This window comes from Vibrio mimicus CAIM 602, from assembly GCF_000338875.1.
GTDB lineage: Bacteria > Pseudomonadota > Gammaproteobacteria > Enterobacterales > Vibrionaceae > Vibrio > Vibrio mimicus.
In genome coordinates this window covers 1-14,369 of the sequence record NZ_AOMO01000048.1, presented here as the reverse complement: position 1 = coordinate 14,369, position 14,369 = coordinate 1, and the positions used below count along the sequence as shown (strand labels likewise).

The window sequence follows — 14,369 nt, the reverse complement described above, 5'->3', positions numbered from 1 at the left end:
TGTTACATTCCTTTCGTTAGCTGTTCGCTGAAGAATTGATAAGCCTCGGGACCATTCACTTTGCGTTTCTCAGCAATTTTGTACCAATCTTGAATGAGAGGCTCGCTGGCACGTTTTAACTGAACGATCATCTCTGGAGTGGCAGGAGTAAAGATATGCCCAGCTTGTAGAGCTTCTTGATAAGCGCTTTGGTCTGCGTTATCCCACATCTGCCCAAACAAACGAGATAGCTTTTCCCCTGATACGGAACGAATAGCTTCTTGGTCTTTCTTTGAGAGACCTGCAAAGGTGTCGCGGTTCATAATGATGGCAAAGCTGCCGCGATATAGACCACCGGGGATGACAAGGGTGTTGTTTGCTACTTCGGCTAAACGGAATGAACTGAGTGCTTCAAAAGGCAAATATGCGCCTTCTACAACACCTTGTGATAGAGATTCGTAAACTTTGTTGGTCGGAATAAATACGGGCGTAACTTTCATGTCTTTTGCCAGTATCGAGATAACTCCACCTCCAACACGGATCTTTTTACCTTCAATGTCTTTGAGCGAATTCACTGGATTTTTAGTGATAAGTTGACCTGGTCCATGAACACTTAATCCCATCACTTCAACTCCGCGATGTTCGAGACCGTTCTTCAGGTATTTTTCGTAAGTGCGCCAGTACGCCATTGACATCAACTCTGAGCTGCTGCCTTCGACAAAGGTAGGAATTTCAGGAAGCTGGGTTAATTGGAAACGGCCGGCTTTATGGCCATGAAAAATCCAAGTGACATCACCAACACCATCGGTAACGACATCAATTTGGGTGTGGGGAGGGGCAAGGTCGTACTCAACTTTTAGGCCTACACGCCCTTCGGTCGCTTCTTCAATCCATTGACCCCAAGTTGGCCATACGACGCTGTTGATGCCATGGTTTGGTGATCCCCAAGTGCTGACCTTGATGATTTTTTCTGGTTCCGCATGTGCTGACATAGAGCTTATTAGCAAGAGTGTAGAAGCAGCAATTGAAGCAATTTTATTTATTCGCATGACGCTAATCCTTTTTCGTTCACGTTAAGTAGGGTTGCTCACTGGGTGAGTCATTATTGTTTAATTAATATATTAACTAAACAAAGGTAAACACAAACAGGGAATGTTAACGAAACGAGTCAAATGTTCTTAATGTGTTAATTAGATCAATTTATGGAAAAGTATTTACTGGTTTATCTCATCTGCTTGGCTGCGACCGTTCCGAAAAGCCTCTTTAAAACACTCAATAACGTGATTCAATCTGCATATTTCATGTAATTAAAAATTTTAATTTTCACAAATAAAAGAAAGAAACAGATAACCTTTTGATATTTAAGATTTAACGACTTTTCAATTAAAGCTAGACATTACTTAATATCTTAAATAAAGTATTTAACATGTTAATCAAAATGACCAGTAAATAGCTCCCCTTGCAGTGTTCAGAATGAGCAAGTCGCAGTACTAAATCTTGGGCGATATAGAAAAAGGAATACAGAATGTTAACAAAGGAGCAGTTGCAAGACGCGGCTGAATGGCTGTACCACGCGGAGAAACAGCGTGAGCAAATCTCTGCGCTCACGTTGCAGTACCCAGAAATGACAATGGATGATGCCTACCAAATTCAGAGCGAATGGGTAGGGCGCAAGGTAAGCGAAGGAGCTCAAGTTAAGGGTTATAAAATCGGCTTAACGTCTCGTGCTATGCAGATGGCAGTCAATATTGATCAACCAGATTACGGTGTGCTGCTTGACGATATGTTCTTCCCTGATGGCGCACAAATCAAAGCGGATGATTTTCTGGATCCACGTATCGAAGTGGAACTCGCTTTTGTCTTGAAAGATAAGCTTGAAGGTGACGATGTCACTATTTTTGATGTGCTCAACGCGACGGATTATGTCGTACCCGCATTAGAACTGATTGCGGCGCGTTGCCATCGTACCGATCCGAACACGGGTTACACACGCAAAGTCTTCGACACCATCGCGGATAATGCGGCGAACGGCGGCATCATCTTAGGTGGTAGACCAGTAAAACCCACCGAGTTTGATTTGCGTTGGGCTGGGGCAATTCTTTACCTCAACGGCCGAATTGAAGAGACAGGTTTGGCGGCTGGCGTACTAGGTCATCCTGCTAACGGTATCTGTTGGGTATGCAAACGTTTTGCGCCACATGGTGTTTCACTTGAGCCGGGGCAAGTGATTTTGGCTGGTTCATTCACAAGACCCGTCGCTGTTAAAGCGGGCGACACAATCCACGCCGACTTTGGTCCACTTGGCGGCATCTCAGTGAGCTTTGTTTAGGAGTGCCTATGTTACCAATCAACCGATTTAAACAGCAGCTTAAACAACCTCAAACTCTCTGGGGATTGTGGTTGGGGCTTCCCGACACCAGTTGTGCTGAAATTTGCGGCAGTGCGGGTTTTGACTGGGTATTGATTGATGGTGAACACGCTTCTTTCGATTTAACCAGCATCAAACTGCATCTACAGGCGCTTGCGCCACATTCGGCTTCTCCGATTGTGCGTGCTGAAGAAGCGAATCCAACGCTGATCAAACGCTTATTAGATATTGGCGCGCAAACTCTACTGTTGCCGATGATCAATACCAAGCAACAAGCCGAGCAGGCAGTTCGTGCGGCTTATTACCCTCCAATCGGGGAGCGTGGCATCGGGGCTGCGTTGGCTCGTGCATCGCAGTGGAATCGAATTCCCAATTATCTGCACCAAGCTAACGACCAAATTAGTGTGCTGTTGCAAGTTGAAACACAACAAGCGATAGACAACATTGAAGAGATTGCTGCGGTAGAAGGCGTGGATGGCATCTTTATTGGTCCTTCGGATTTATCTGGTTCGATGGGGCATATCGGTAATCCATCGCACCCAGAAGTGGTAGCGGCGATTGACCACGCGATTGAAGTGATTCAAGCCCACGGTAAAGCAGTCGGGATTCTGAGCCTAGATCCGGTGCAAGCACAACGATATGCCAAGCGTGGAGTGAAGTTCATCGGAGCAGGTATTGATACCTTGTTGCTTAGAACGAGCGCTGAGTCTCTCGCGCAGTCACTCAAGCAGCCGTCATCCAGCTCGAACAAACTCATTAACAACGTTTATTAATTTTGTAGAGTCAGAAACTAGAGAACAAAGAATGAATACACAACTACAAGGAAAAGTGGTGTGCGTGGCGTTAAATGATGCCGAGCAGTTGCAGCAAATGCAGGCCACCTTTGAGCAAACGCCATATAAAGCGTTACCGACTCAACCAGTGCTCTATTTTAAACCTCATAACACATGGAATCAGAACCAGCAGCCGATCGTGTATCCAAAAGGAGAAGAGTTGGTGGTTGGAGCAAGCGTCGCACTGATTATGGGTGAACGTTGTTGCCGAGTGAAGGCTCAATCTGCATTGGATTATGTGGCCGGCATTGCTCTGCTGCATGATTTTTCTCTGCCAGAAACCAGCTACTACCGCCCGGATATTAAGGGTAAGTGTCTGGACAACTCGGCAACACTCAGCCAAGCGGTCATGGTGTCTGATATTGGTGATTTATCGCAACAGACGGTGACCACTTATATCAATGACAGACTGGCACAATCTCTGCCGTTATCGCGCCTTGAACGTTCAGCAGAAGAGCTGATTGAGTTGATTTCACACATCATGACACTCGAAAAAGGTGATGTGATTGCGATTGGTTTTGCAGGAGAAAGAGCTAAAGTCGCGCTGGGTGATGTGGTGCTCTCTCAGCTTGGTGAGTCAGTAACGTTAAAGGATCAAGTAAAAGGAGAGGCAGCATGAAACGCGCACGTATTGAATATTTGGGAGATGTGCTGTCCGTTACAATTGGCGATGGTGACCATGCGATAACCGCGGATGGGCACACGATTCCATCAGGTCAATTTACTTGGTTATCACCTATAGAAAATCCAGGAACCATTTTCGCGCTGGGTTTGAACTACGCAGATCACGCTTCTGAACTGGCGTTTGAGCCACCAAAAGAGCCACTTGTGTTTCTGAAAGGAGCCAACACGCTGACTGCGCACCAGCAACCGTCATACCGTCCGAATGATATTGAGTTCATGCACTATGAATGTGAATTGGTAGCGGTAGTGGGTAAAGAAGCGCGCAACGTTAAACGTGAACAGGCGATGGAATACATCCAAGGTTTCACTATCTGTAATGACTACGCGATTCGAGATTATCTAGAAAATTACTACCGTCCCAATCTGCGTGTGAAGAGCCGTGATTCTTTGTGTCCAATCGGACCTTGGATTGTCGATCGTGATGACATTGAAGACATTAACAATCTTGCGTTAACCACTCATGTTAATGGTGAACTGACTCAACAGGCAATACATCAGACATGATTTTCGATGTGCCGTTTTTGATCGAGTATCTCAGTAGCTTTATGACCTTGAAACCGGGCGATTTGATTGCGACCGGCACACCCAAAGGTCTTAAAGACATCCAACCGGGTGATGTTGTGCGCTGCACCATCGAAGGGGTTGGTAGCCTTGAAAATCCAGTGTTATCGGAAGATGACTTTTACGCGCGCCGTACAGTAGAACAGTAAGGAAGTGACATGACTCAACAGCTTGAACAGAACTTAGCGACTGCGCAGCGATACCTAGCGCGTTTTCGTGATAACACACTTGGCCACTTTATTCATGGTGAGTGGACGTTGGGCTCAAAAGGCGAAACCTTCGATAATCTCACGCCGACCGACAATACCTCGCTCGGTAAAGTGGTAAAAGGAACGGCCGAAGATGTAGACGCAGCGTGCCAAGCCGCGCAACAAGCGTTTCCCGCATGGGCAGCAATGTCGGGTTCAGAGCGTAAGAAGATCTTACATAAGCTTGCCGACAAGATTGAGCAACGTGCGGAAGAGATTGCACTGGTTGAATCGATGGATTGTGGTCAGCCACTACGCTTTATGCGTCAGGCTGCGATTCGAGGCGCTGCGAATTTCCGTTTCTTTGCAGACAAATCACCTGAAGCGAAAAACGGTTTATCACTGCATCAAGATACGCACACCAACTACACCATTCGCACTCCAATTGGTCCTGTCGGGGTGATTACTCCGTGGAACACGCCGTTTATGTTATCTACGTGGAAGATTGCACCAGCACTCGCGGCGGGTTGTACCGTCGTTCACAAACCCGCTGAGTTTAGCCCACTTACCGCTGCGATTTTGGCTGAGTGCGCCAAAGAAGCCGGTCTACCTGATGGTGTTTGGAATCTTGTTAACGGTTTTGGTGAGGTGGCGGGAAAAACACTAACAGAACACAAAGCGATCAAAGCGGTAGCGTTTGTCGGTGAAACGGTGACAGGTTCGATGATTCAAGCGCAGGGCGCACCGACACTGAAACGTGTGCACTTTGAGCTAGGTGGCAAGAATCCAGTAATCGTCTTTGATGATGCTGACTTTGAACGCGCACTGGATGCGGTTGTATTTATGATCTACAGCCTGAATGGACAGCGTTGTACCAGTTCAAGTCGTCTGCTTATCCAAAACGGCATCAAACCGAAGTTTATTGAAGCATTGAAACAACGCGTTGAAGCATTACGTGTTGGTCATCCTTTAGATCCAGAAACGGAAGTCGGTCCATTGGTTCATCAATCTCATTACAACAAGGTAATGAGCTACATGAAGGCCGCAGAAGAAGATGGCGCAACGATCGCAGTGGGTGGTCGAAAACTGCCAGAGAAAGGGGCAGGCAACTACCTAACTCCGACTCTATTTACGGATGCAGATAACACGATGCGAATTGCGCGTGAAGAGATCTTCGGTCCGGTATTGACCTGTATTGGTTTTGACAGCGAAGAAGAGGCGCTAGAGATAGCTAACGAAACTGATTACGGCTTGGCAGGTTATATCTGGACCTCCAACACAGGCCGAGCAATGCGCATGGCGACCAAAGTGGAAGCGGGCATGATCTGGGTGAACTCAGAAAACAATCGTAACCTGCCTTCACCATTTGGTGGCGTGAAGATGTCCGGTATCGGTCGCGATGGCGGTGACTGGAGCTTTGATTTCTACATGGAAACTAAGAACGTTTGTATCGCTCACGATCTACATCGGGTGCCAACTCTGGGTAAATAACCAGCTTTGTGAGTTGAAGAACAATCGGATTCCGGGCTCTGAAATGGAGCCCGAAAGGAGTGAAGAAAGTGCCACATTTTATTATGGAATACTCGCCTAACGTCGAGTCGGACATCGACATTCCGGCATTGATGCAGGCGATTCACCGTGAAGCAATAGATACAGGCGTATTCCCCAAAGGGGGTATTCGCACTCGTGCAATCAAGTGTGATTACTACTTGGTTGCTGATGAGGATCCAGAAAACCGCTTTATCCACCTCACAGCAAAGGTTGGCGTTGGGCGAGATATGGAAACCTTACAGAAAGCCGCACAGCGAGTATTTGATGTGTATTGTGAATTCTTGTCGGAAGCATTTGAGAAGCACTATCTCAGCATTGGCTTTGAAATGGTGGAACTTCATCCGCAACTGAATTTCAAGAAGAACAATATTCACCAAAAACTGGTTCAACAGGCTTTGCAGTAGTGATTTAAGGTTGAGTTTAGGAAAAAGCAGATGAACCAGCTTAGCTACGTGGTGATGACAATACTGCCTGTTTTTCTGGTGATCGGTGTGGGTTATGTTGCCTTTAAACGAGAAATTATTCCCCACAATGGCCATAAAAGCTTAGCGGCGTTTGTGTTTAATTTTGGTCTGCCAGCGGCGATTTTTAGTGCACTAAGCAGTAAGCCGCTGGAACAGATTTGGAACACGGATTACGTCATCGCGTATACCTTAGGCTCGCTATTAGCATTTGGTTTGGTCGCGGCGATTGCGTTATTGAAGCTGAAAAAATCGCCTTCTCATGCTGTGATTTTGGGTTTGGGCGGCAGCTTTTCCAACAGCTTATTGATTGGTTTTCCAATCATCTATTTTCTGTTTGGTAACAAAGCTTTGATTCCATTTTCACTTACGCTGGTGGTCGAAAACCTCATCATGCTGCCTTTGTTATTAACGTTGGCTGACATGTCGAACCGAGAAAGCAAAGGCAGCCTCAAAAGAACTGTCATAGAAACAACGAAAAACTTGGCTAAGAACCCCATCGTGATTTCGATTGTGCTCGGCATGCTTTGCTCTGGGCTTAACTGGCGCACACCCGAAACGGCGGTACGCATTATCGATATCTTAGCCAGCACCGTCACTGGGGTAGCGCTTTTTACCATTGGCGGGGGCTTGGTTGGGGTCAAATTATCAGGCATGAAACAAGAGATCAGTCTGGTGATGCTGGCGAAATTGGTACTGCATCCGCTGATCGTCATGTTGTGTTTAATGGGGTGGTTTGAACTCGACCCGACGATGAGTGCTGTCGCGGTAATTTTGGCGAGTATGCCGATGTTTGGGGTGTATGCCGTCATCGGGCAAAGGTACAACTTGGAGGTATGTGCGCTGCTGTGTTACTACCGACCACTCTGTTAGCGATGGTGACCGTGAGTGTTATGACCACCTTTGCGCTGACACTATTTCAATAAGATCAATATATTGGAAGATCGAAACAATAACGAAGCATTGAGTAAGCGACATCACTAACAATGCACTAAGTAGAAGGAAATCAACAATGGGTAAACTCTGTATCGCGGCGAAAATTACGCACGTCCCGACCATGATCCTGTCAGAACAACCAGGCCGTTTACACGGTTGCCGTCAAGCCGCTATTGATGGTCATAAAGAAATTGCCAAAATGGCGAAAGAGGTGGGGGTTGATACCATCATAGTGTTGGATACGCATTGGTTGGTTAACGCGGGTTACCATATCAACTCGAATGAGTCGTTTTCGGGTAACTACACCAGTCACGAGTTTCCACACTTCATCCAAAACCTTAAATATCAGTACCGTGGTAATCGCGATCTGGGTGATCTTATCGCAGAGAAAGCGACAGAAAAGGGCGTGTTTACCCTCTCTCATCAAGTGGATTCACTCGACCTAGAGTACGGCACGTTAGTGCCCATGCGCTTCATGAACCAAGACAACCATTTCAACGTTGTCTCGGTCGCGGCTTGGTGTACGGTTCACAACATTGAGTCGTCACGTATTCTTGGTGAGGCGATCCGTGAAGCGGTTGAACAAAGTGACAGCCGAGTGATGTTATTGGCTTCAGGCTCGTTATCTCATCGTATTTGGGATAATGACAAATACGAAGCCAACAATGGCACATTTACGATTTCAAAAGAATTCAACCGCCAAGTTGACTTACGCGTGCTCGAGCTGTGGCGTAACCGAAATTACAAAACCTTCTTAGAAATGCTTCCAGATTATGCAGCACTGTGTTCAGGCGAAGGTGGCATGCACGATACAGCGATGTTATTTGGTGCACTAGGCTGGGATAAATATCAAGGTGAAAGCACGGTGATCACCGAATATTTCCCAAGCTCAGGTACTGGTCAGGTTAACGTTGTCTTTGAGGTTACGGAGTAAGATATGAACTTAAATTACTCAGAACTGTTTCAGCAACGCTGTTATATCGATGGGCAGTGGGTTGCTGAGCAGGGGCGTACTCAAGCCGTCACGAATCCTTCGACAGGTAACACCATCGGTGAAATCCCCATGTTTGGTGAGCAACAAGCGCTGCAAGCCGTCACTGCCGCACAATGTGCCTTTGAGCTGTGGAAAAAGACCACCGCCGATCATCGAGCGAATCTCTTGCGTAAGTGGTATGAGTTAATGATGGAGCATATCGATGATTTAGCGACCATTTTAACGTTAGAGCAGGGCAAGCCATTTACTGAAGCGAAAGGTGAAATCACCTATGCGGCGAGCTTTGTTCAGTGGTACAGCGAAGAAGCGCGACGTGCTTATGGCGAAATAATCCCAAGCCACCGTGAAAACGGCAAAATTGTGGTGACTAGGGAACCGATAGGGGTAGTCGCTGCGATTACGCCATGGAATTTTCCAGCCGCCATGATTACCCGTAAAGCCGCCCCCGCTTTTGCAGCGGGTTGTTCAATGGTGTTAAAACCCGCACAAGAAACGCCGTTTACCGCGTTAGCATTGGCTAAGTTGGCGGAAGATGCAGGACTACCAAAAGGCTTGTTTAACGTTATCACGGGGGACTCACGGGCAATTGGCGGTGTGTTTACCAGCGATAAACGAGTGCGTAAGGTATCTTTCACTGGTTCGACTAATGTCGGCAAAATCTTGATGAACCAGTCTGCTTCAACCATCAAAAAGCTCGCATTAGAGCTGGGAGGAAACGCCCCATTTATCGTGTTTGATGATGCTGATATTGATGCGGCAGTTGAAGGCGCGATGATCGCCAAGTTCCGTAATGCGGGTCAAACTTGTGTCTGCGCCAATCGCCTGTTTGTCCATGATGCTGTGTACGATGAATTTGCTGAGAAACTGACCAACCGAGTTAAACAGCTAAAAGTTGGTGATGGCTTTGCTGAAGGCGTTTCAATCGGTCCTTTGATTAACCGCAGTTCGGTGGCAAAAGTACAAGAACATGTTGAAGACGCAGTTGCGAAAGGTGCAAAAGTGCTGTGTGGCGGCGTGGTAGATGACGAGCAATTGTTCGTTGTACCTTACGTGTTAACCGACATGACTGACGACATGCTGATTGCAGAGGAAGAGACGTTTGGCCCAGTTGCACCGCTATTTAGATTTAAAGATGAAGCAGAAGTGCTTGAACGCGCCAATAACACGGAATCCGGTTTAGCTGGGTATTTTTACACGCGTTCACTGGGGCGAGCATGGCGTGTAGCTGAAGCATTAGAAGTGGGAATGGTAGGAATCAACGAAGGTTTGATTTCAACCGCAGCGGCACCTTTTGGTGGCATCAAAGAGTCAGGACTGGGGCGTGAAGGTTCTCGTCACGGAATGGAAGAGTTCTTGGAGATGAAATACATGTTCATGGGGGGGCTGGATCGTTAATCCTCCCCAGCTCTTTGATGTATCAATCGAGATAACGGCTTAGTCGTTATCTCTTTTTTATTGAATCGAAAATCAGACGCTGTCTCTCCGACTTGCTTTTTGAAAAAACGCGCGAAGTAGGCAGGGTCTTGATAACCCAGTTCATAGGCCACTTGAGACACCGCCATTGGCGTGAGCAGCAGCAAGCGTCTCGCTTCTTGCATTACACGTTCTGCAACCAATCGCTTTGATGACAAGCCACTGATCTTCCTGCATATGTCATTGAGCCTAGCCGTAGTTAACCCCAGTTGTTCTGCATATTCTGGCAACGTCAAGTGCTGTTTATAACTCATTTCTATCATCTGGTTAAAGCGATTAAAAAGTGCCACGTCCGCACTGCGGAATAGGCTTGATACAGGTCGGGTATTGGCATGGCGCATTACATCGATCAGTACCAATTGAAGCAGAGCTTGATTGGCGACATCACTCATAAATTCGGTTTTGTCCTGCTCTTTCATCAGCATTTCTAGTAGTGAAATCAGCTGAGAAGGATTTTCTAAACGGGTACAAAAGGGCTGTAGTGCAGTAGAAGCGACATCGTTTCTGCCGATTTCAATATCTAATAAACGCCAGACCAGTGGTTGGCTAGCGGTAATTACATAACCGTTGGCATCGTCATCAGTAACAAAAGAATGGGGGACGGTCGGTGGTGTAAAAAACAGTGTGGTCCCTGTTTCTGAGTAGTGTGCTTGATCAAGCAGTACGTGGGTTGTCCCTTCGAGAATAATATGCAGTTGGTAATAGCGATCGTGGTAATGGGTAGGCATGTTACGCCCAAAAAACAGCGCCAAACTGTCAAGCCTTTCAATGTGAAAATCACTGTTGTTGTATCGAGAGTCGTAGACTTTTCCGATATCTAAATTGGGTATTGCCACTAGCTCCATGTGTGCTGCCCTTGCTTATTTTCCTGCCTTGAACCCAAGCATATCAAAGAATAGTTAATACATTATCTATATCTACGAAAAGTACAAGCGAAGATTGGTAACATCCATTTAACATCACGCCGAGTGTGGCAATAATGAACTTAATACCCGATGAAAACAACAACAGGGTCTATGTCAAAAGGAATCGATGATGAAACAACACAATCCTCTACTTGAAAAGTTAAATGCCATATTGCCAATCATTGCAAAGAACGCACAACAGGCTGAACAAGACCGTACTCCACCGGAAGAAAACATCCGTCTATTACGTGAAATCGGTTTTTTCCGCGCATTCCAACCAAAAGTTTATGGTGGCTTGGAAATCTCATTACCAGAGTTTACTGATTGCGTGGCCGCACTGGCAGGAGCGTGTGGTGGTACGGCTTGGGGCGCAAGTTTGTTGGCGACACACAGTCACCAAATGGCAATGTTCTCCAAACAAGCTCAAGAAGAGTTTTGGGGTAACAATCCGGAAGCCACTGCGAGTTCAAGCATCGCACCATTTGGTAAGATTGTTGAAACCGAAGGAGGCGTTATCATTAATGGTGACATGCGTTGGAGTAGTGGTTGTGACCATGCAGATTGGGCAATTTTAGGCTTCAACCGTTTTGATGATGCAGGTAACAAAATTTATTGTTTCGGTGTCGTACCGCGCCATGAATATAAGATCGTTGACGACTGGTATGCTGCAGGCATGAAATCGAGTGGTACCAAAACGCTGGTATTGGACAATGTGTTCATCCCTGAACACCGCATTGAAACGGCAAAAGGCATGATGGAAGGTCGTTCAGCGGGTTTTGGCTTGTATCCTGACAGTGATATTTTCTACACGCCTTATCGCCCATATTTTGCTTGTGGTTTTGCAGCAATCAGTTTGGGTATTGCCGAACGCATGTTGGTTGTGTTCGCTGAGAAACAGAAAAATCGGGTTCGTGCTTATACTGGTGCAAACGTGGGTGTTGCAACACCTGCACTGATGCGTTTAGCGGAATCCACTCATCAGGTTGCAGCTGCGCGAGCTTTGTTGGAAAAAACATGGGGTGACCATAAAGAGCACGGTGAGCGTAAAGAGTACCCTGATGCAGAAACTCTCGCATACTGGCGAACCAACCAAGCGTACGCTGTAAAGATGTGTATTGCTGCAGTTGATCGTTTGTTCGATGCGATGGGGGGGGATGGCTTGGTTTAGTGATAACGAAGGTCAACGCTTGTTCCGTGATTCGCACATGACAGGTGCTCACGCGTACACCGATTATGATGTTTGCGCACAGATTCTCGGTCGACAATTAATGGGCCTAGAGCCTGATCCTACTATGGTTTAGTGGGTTCAATTGATCTGAAGTTGTTCTTTTAGAACAGCGGATTTCTGTTCAAAACTAACCAGCGCAGACAATGGACTGCGCTGGTTGATAATCACTTGTTCAAGTAACGATTCATCAGATGTTGCTTAAAGTGTTGAGGATTTAAGCGCTCACCTGTTGCCTGCGTAACCAATTCATCGGTACTAAATAAGCTACCCTTACTCCAAATATTCTCAGACAACCAAGAGAAAATTGGCGAGAGATTGCCACAGCGGATTGCGCTATCAACATCCACGCTTTTCTTCATTGCAGCCATAAATTGTGCCGCATACATGGCACCTAAGGTATAGCTTGGGAAGTAACCAAAGCTGCCATCCGTCCAGTGTATATCCTGCATACAACCATTTTTGTAGTTATCTTTGGTACTTAGACCCAAATAAGCCTGCATCTTTTGATCCCAAAGCTCTGGCACATCAGTGTGTTTGATTTTGCCATTCATCAAATCACGTTCGATTTCAAAACGCAGGATCACGTGGGCAGGGTAAGTGAGCTCATCCGCATCAACGCGGATAAAATCTTTCTGCACACGGGTGTACAGCTTTTGAATATTCTCAATGCGGAAAACAGGATCATTCATCGCGGAAAAATGTTTCCCTGCCAGATCCGCTAAATGAGCAATAAAGGCTGGGCTACGACCAACTTGCATCTCAAAGAACAGAGATTGGGACTCATGGATGCCCATTGAACGTGCTTCTCCGGCGGGTGTGCCTGCCAGATGTTTGGGTAAGCCTTGTTCGTAACGCGCATGGCCAGTTTCATGCACAATGCCCATCAAAGACTGCACAAACTCGCTTTCGTTGTAGCGAGTGGTAATGCGTACATCGCTCGGTACGCCGCCACAGAAGGGGTGAACACTCTCATCAAGGCGGCCATGGTTAAAGTCAAATTGCAGCAGTTGCATCACTTCAAGGCCCAGGGCTTTTTGACTCTCCGCTGGGTAATGACCTTTTGGTGCAATAAAATTTTCACTGCTTTGTTTTTCGATCACCACATCGATTAAGCTTGGCAGCCATGTTTTGACATCACTAAACACGTGATTCAGTTGTTCAGTCGTGGTGCCAGGCTCGTAAAGTTCAAGCATCGCATCGTAAGGCGTTTTTCCTGTCGCCTCAGCGCGGATTTGTGCTTCTTCTTGAGAGAGTTTGACGACTTCAGCCCAATTTTTCTCAAAACCTGCCCAATCATTGTTTTTACGTTGGTCGCGCCATGCGTGCTCACATTTTGAACCTGCTAGTGATTGTGCCTCGACTAAGGCTTCTGGCAGAACCGTAGCTTGTTGCCATTGGCGCTTCATTTCACGCAAAGTCGCTTGTTGCTCAACATTGAGTGTTTCGCTTTCCGCTTCAGCAAACCAATCTGCCAATTGTGGCTGAGTCATTAAACCGTGAATATGCACAGAAAGCTCAGCCATGGCTTGCGAGCGTGCTTCTGCGCCGCCACTTGGCATCACCGCAGCTTGATCCCAGCCGACAATCGATGACAAATGATTGAAGTTAGAAATTTTTTTAGAATGTTTTACTAATTTATTGAATGCATTCATGGAAATAGCCTTCCGTGACGTTAAATGAAAGCGAAGTGTATCAATCTGGGTGCAGATAACCAAGTACTCTCAGTTACCAAGTAATACGCCGCGAGTTTTATCACCAAGATGAATGTTGCCTACCAAGCAAGATCTTGCTCAAGGACAGGCAGGTTTTTGCTTTATTGATGGAGATGATGAGATAACACATTGATTTTCAATGGTAAGTAAGTTGGCATCGACCTTGCTCCTTATCTGGTGACGGTGCGCTTAGCGCGTTAACGCTTTCATTTATTTAATGATTTTTTAGAAAGGAAATAGCCATGCCAACTCCATGTTATATCTCTATCGACGGCCAAACTCAGGGCCTTATCACTGCTGGCGCATGTACTGCAGACTCTATCGGCGATTCATTCGTTGAAGGCCACGAAGATGAGATGCTGGTGCAACAGTTTGACCACGTCGTGACCGTACCGACTGACCCACAATCTGGTCAGCCTTCAGGCCAACGTGTGCACAAGCCATTCAAATTCACTGTCGCGCTGAACAAAGCGGTTCCTCTGCTGTACAACGCACT

At 46.6% G+C, this 14,369-nt stretch carries 12 protein-coding genes and 2 pseudogenes; 11 read left to right on the top strand and 3 right to left on the bottom strand.

Annotation, left to right across the window (positions count from 1 at the left end):
- Nucleotides 1-2: 2 nt before the first annotated feature.
- Complete coding sequence (locus D908_RS04705) at nucleotides 3-1,028, bottom strand: TRAP transporter substrate-binding protein (protein WP_005526154.1); 1,026 nt, start codon at nucleotides 1,026-1,028, stop codon at nucleotides 3-5.
- Nucleotides 1,029-1,504: 476 nt separating this feature from the next.
- On the opposite strand from D908_RS04705, the gene hpaH reads away from it, so the two are divergent.
- From hpaH to D908_RS04745, 9 genes and pseudogenes are all read left to right on the top strand, one after another.
- Nucleotides 1,505-2,308: a 2-oxo-hept-4-ene-1,7-dioate hydratase gene (gene hpaH / locus D908_RS04710; protein WP_005526152.1), complete on the top strand. Its 804-nt coding sequence runs from the start codon at nucleotides 1,505-1,507 to the stop codon at nucleotides 2,306-2,308.
- Nucleotides 2,309-2,316: 8 nt separating this feature from the next.
- Nucleotides 2,317-3,120: a 4-hydroxy-2-oxoheptanedioate aldolase gene (gene hpaI / locus D908_RS04715; protein ID WP_005526150.1), complete on the top strand. Its 804-nt coding sequence runs from the start codon at nucleotides 2,317-2,319 to the stop codon at nucleotides 3,118-3,120.
- A gap of 31 nt (nucleotides 3,121-3,151) precedes the next feature.
- Nucleotides 3,152-3,799 (top strand): fumarylacetoacetate hydrolase family protein, encoded by a 648-nt coding sequence (locus D908_RS04720; RefSeq protein ID WP_005526148.1) that lies wholly within the window; start codon nucleotides 3,152-3,154, stop codon nucleotides 3,797-3,799.
- Nucleotides 3,796-4,574 (top strand): annotated as a pseudogene (locus tag D908_RS0119760) (fumarylacetoacetate hydrolase family protein). Before D908_RS04720 ends, D908_RS0119760 begins: the two are co-directional and overlap by 4 nt.
- Nucleotides 4,575-4,583: 9 nt before the next feature.
- Nucleotides 4,584-6,104 carry a 5-carboxymethyl-2-hydroxymuconate semialdehyde dehydrogenase gene (gene hpaE, locus D908_RS04725; RefSeq protein WP_005526146.1) on the top strand — a complete coding sequence of 507 codons (1,521 nt, stop codon included), beginning with the start codon at nucleotides 4,584-4,586 and terminating at the stop codon, nucleotides 6,102-6,104.
- 68 nt (nucleotides 6,105-6,172) lie between these two features.
- Entirely contained in the window at nucleotides 6,173-6,568 is a 396-nt protein-coding gene (locus D908_RS04730) for a 5-carboxymethyl-2-hydroxymuconate Delta-isomerase (protein ID WP_005526145.1), read from the top strand.
- A 30-nt stretch (nucleotides 6,569-6,598) separates the two neighbouring features.
- Complete coding sequence (locus tag D908_RS04735) at nucleotides 6,599-7,498, top strand: AEC family transporter (protein ID WP_005526143.1); 900 nt, start codon at nucleotides 6,599-6,601, stop codon at nucleotides 7,496-7,498.
- Nucleotides 7,499-7,637: 139 nt separating this feature from the next.
- Nucleotides 7,638-8,495: a 3,4-dihydroxyphenylacetate 2,3-dioxygenase gene (hpaD, locus tag D908_RS04740; protein ID WP_005526141.1), complete on the top strand. Its 858-nt coding sequence runs from the start codon at nucleotides 7,638-7,640 to the stop codon at nucleotides 8,493-8,495.
- A 3-nt stretch (nucleotides 8,496-8,498) separates the two neighbouring features.
- Nucleotides 8,499-9,950 carry an NAD-dependent succinate-semialdehyde dehydrogenase gene (locus D908_RS04745; protein WP_005526139.1) on the top strand — a complete coding sequence of 484 codons (1,452 nt, stop codon included), beginning with the start codon at nucleotides 8,499-8,501 and terminating at the stop codon, nucleotides 9,948-9,950.
- Here D908_RS04745 and hpaA read toward each other — a convergent pair.
- The gene (gene hpaA, locus D908_RS04750; protein ID WP_005526137.1) at nucleotides 9,947-10,873 is read right to left on the bottom strand and encodes a 4-hydroxyphenylacetate catabolism regulatory protein HpaA; all 927 of its coding nucleotides are present in this window, start codon (nucleotides 10,871-10,873) and stop codon (nucleotides 9,947-9,949) included. The two genes, D908_RS04745 and hpaA, sit on opposite strands and share 4 nt — an antisense overlap.
- 187 nt (nucleotides 10,874-11,060) lie before the next feature.
- Between hpaA and D908_RS0119755 the strand changes: the two genes are divergently transcribed.
- Nucleotides 11,061-12,101: a flavin-dependent monooxygenase gene (locus D908_RS0119755; RefSeq protein WP_235047373.1), complete on the top strand. Its 1,041-nt coding sequence runs from the start codon at nucleotides 11,061-11,063 to the stop codon at nucleotides 12,099-12,101.
- A 224-nt stretch (nucleotides 12,102-12,325) separates the two neighbouring features.
- Here D908_RS0119755 and D908_RS04755 read toward each other — a convergent pair whose 3' ends face one another.
- A complete protein-coding gene (locus tag D908_RS04755; protein ID WP_005526135.1) occupies nucleotides 12,326-13,813 on the bottom strand; it encodes a carboxypeptidase M32 in 1,488 nt (495 codons plus the stop codon).
- Between the two features lie 302 nt (nucleotides 13,814-14,115).
- On the opposite strand from D908_RS04755, the pseudogene hcp-2 reads away from it, so the two are divergent.
- Nucleotides 14,116-14,369: pseudogene (hcp-2, locus tag D908_RS04760) on the top strand (type VI secretion system effector Hcp-2); the annotation flags it as partial.

What these genes read in the sequence shown, in the direction of transcription:
- D908_RS04705 (WP_005526154.1), bottom strand. Translation starts at nt 1,028, where the DNA reads ATGCGAATAAATAAAATTGCTTCAATTGCTGCTTCTACACTCTTGCTA.
- hpaH (WP_005526152.1), top strand. Translation starts at nt 1,505, where the DNA reads ATGTTAACAAAGGAGCAGTTGCAAGACGCGGCTGAATGGCTGTACCAC.
- hpaI (WP_005526150.1), top strand. Translation starts at nt 2,317, where the DNA reads ATGTTACCAATCAACCGATTTAAACAGCAGCTTAAACAACCTCAAACT.
- D908_RS04720 (WP_005526148.1), top strand. Translation starts at nt 3,152, where the DNA reads ATGAATACACAACTACAAGGAAAAGTGGTGTGCGTGGCGTTAAATGAT.
- hpaE (WP_005526146.1), top strand. Translation starts at nt 4,584, where the DNA reads ATGACTCAACAGCTTGAACAGAACTTAGCGACTGCGCAGCGATACCTA.
- D908_RS04735 (WP_005526143.1), top strand. Translation starts at nt 6,599, where the DNA reads ATGAACCAGCTTAGCTACGTGGTGATGACAATACTGCCTGTTTTTCTG.
- hpaD (WP_005526141.1), top strand. Translation starts at nt 7,638, where the DNA reads ATGGGTAAACTCTGTATCGCGGCGAAAATTACGCACGTCCCGACCATG.
- D908_RS04745 (WP_005526139.1), top strand. Translation starts at nt 8,499, where the DNA reads ATGAACTTAAATTACTCAGAACTGTTTCAGCAACGCTGTTATATCGAT.
- hpaA (WP_005526137.1), bottom strand. Translation starts at nt 10,873, where the DNA reads ATGGAGCTAGTGGCAATACCCAATTTAGATATCGGAAAAGTCTACGAC.
- D908_RS0119755 (WP_235047373.1), top strand. Translation starts at nt 11,061, where the DNA reads ATGATGAAACAACACAATCCTCTACTTGAAAAGTTAAATGCCATATTG.
- D908_RS04755 (WP_005526135.1), bottom strand. Translation starts at nt 13,813, where the DNA reads ATGAATGCATTCAATAAATTAGTAAAACATTCTAAAAAAATTTCTAAC.